Source organism: Cellulomonas sp. P4_A2 (assembly GCF_056402515.1).
This window is the reverse complement of sequence record NZ_JBFUHG010000203.1, coordinates 1-378: the sequence shown is the minus strand read 5'-3', so window position 1 is coordinate 378 and position 378 is coordinate 1. Positions and strand designations below refer to the sequence as shown.

1 protein-coding gene is annotated in these 378 nt (G+C 72.8%); it reads right to left on the bottom strand.

Annotated elements, in window-relative coordinates; genetic code table 11:
* Positions 1-378: alpha/beta hydrolase (locus tag AC1DUE_RS20725; protein WP_477041278.1), on the bottom strand; the 378-nt coding region annotated here is incomplete at both ends.

Below are 378 nucleotides of genomic sequence, written 5' to 3'. Positions count from 1 at the left end.
GGTCCGGTCCGCTCCAGCGTCAGCAGGCTGGTGTCGACACCGGGCACGACCAGCGAGACCCGCTCGGCCTTGTCGAGGTCGCCGAACACCTCGGCGGCGTGGCCCTTCCCGGTCGGGTCGAAGGCCAGGAAGTGCCGGCCGTGGGCAAGCATCGACCGGAAGCGCTCCATCCGGCGGAACGCGTCGCCGCGGCCGTCGGGGGAGAGCCGGACGTCGTGCATGCGCTGCTGCTCGACCGCCCGCGCCTGCACCAGGGCCCGCCGGTTGGCGTGGTAGCGCAGGGTGATCGGCGCGCCGTTCAGATTGCCGACGACCAAGGGGTACTTGTCGGCGAGAGCGGTGCGCTGCGCGGCGGTGAGCGAGGCGAAGAACTGGGCC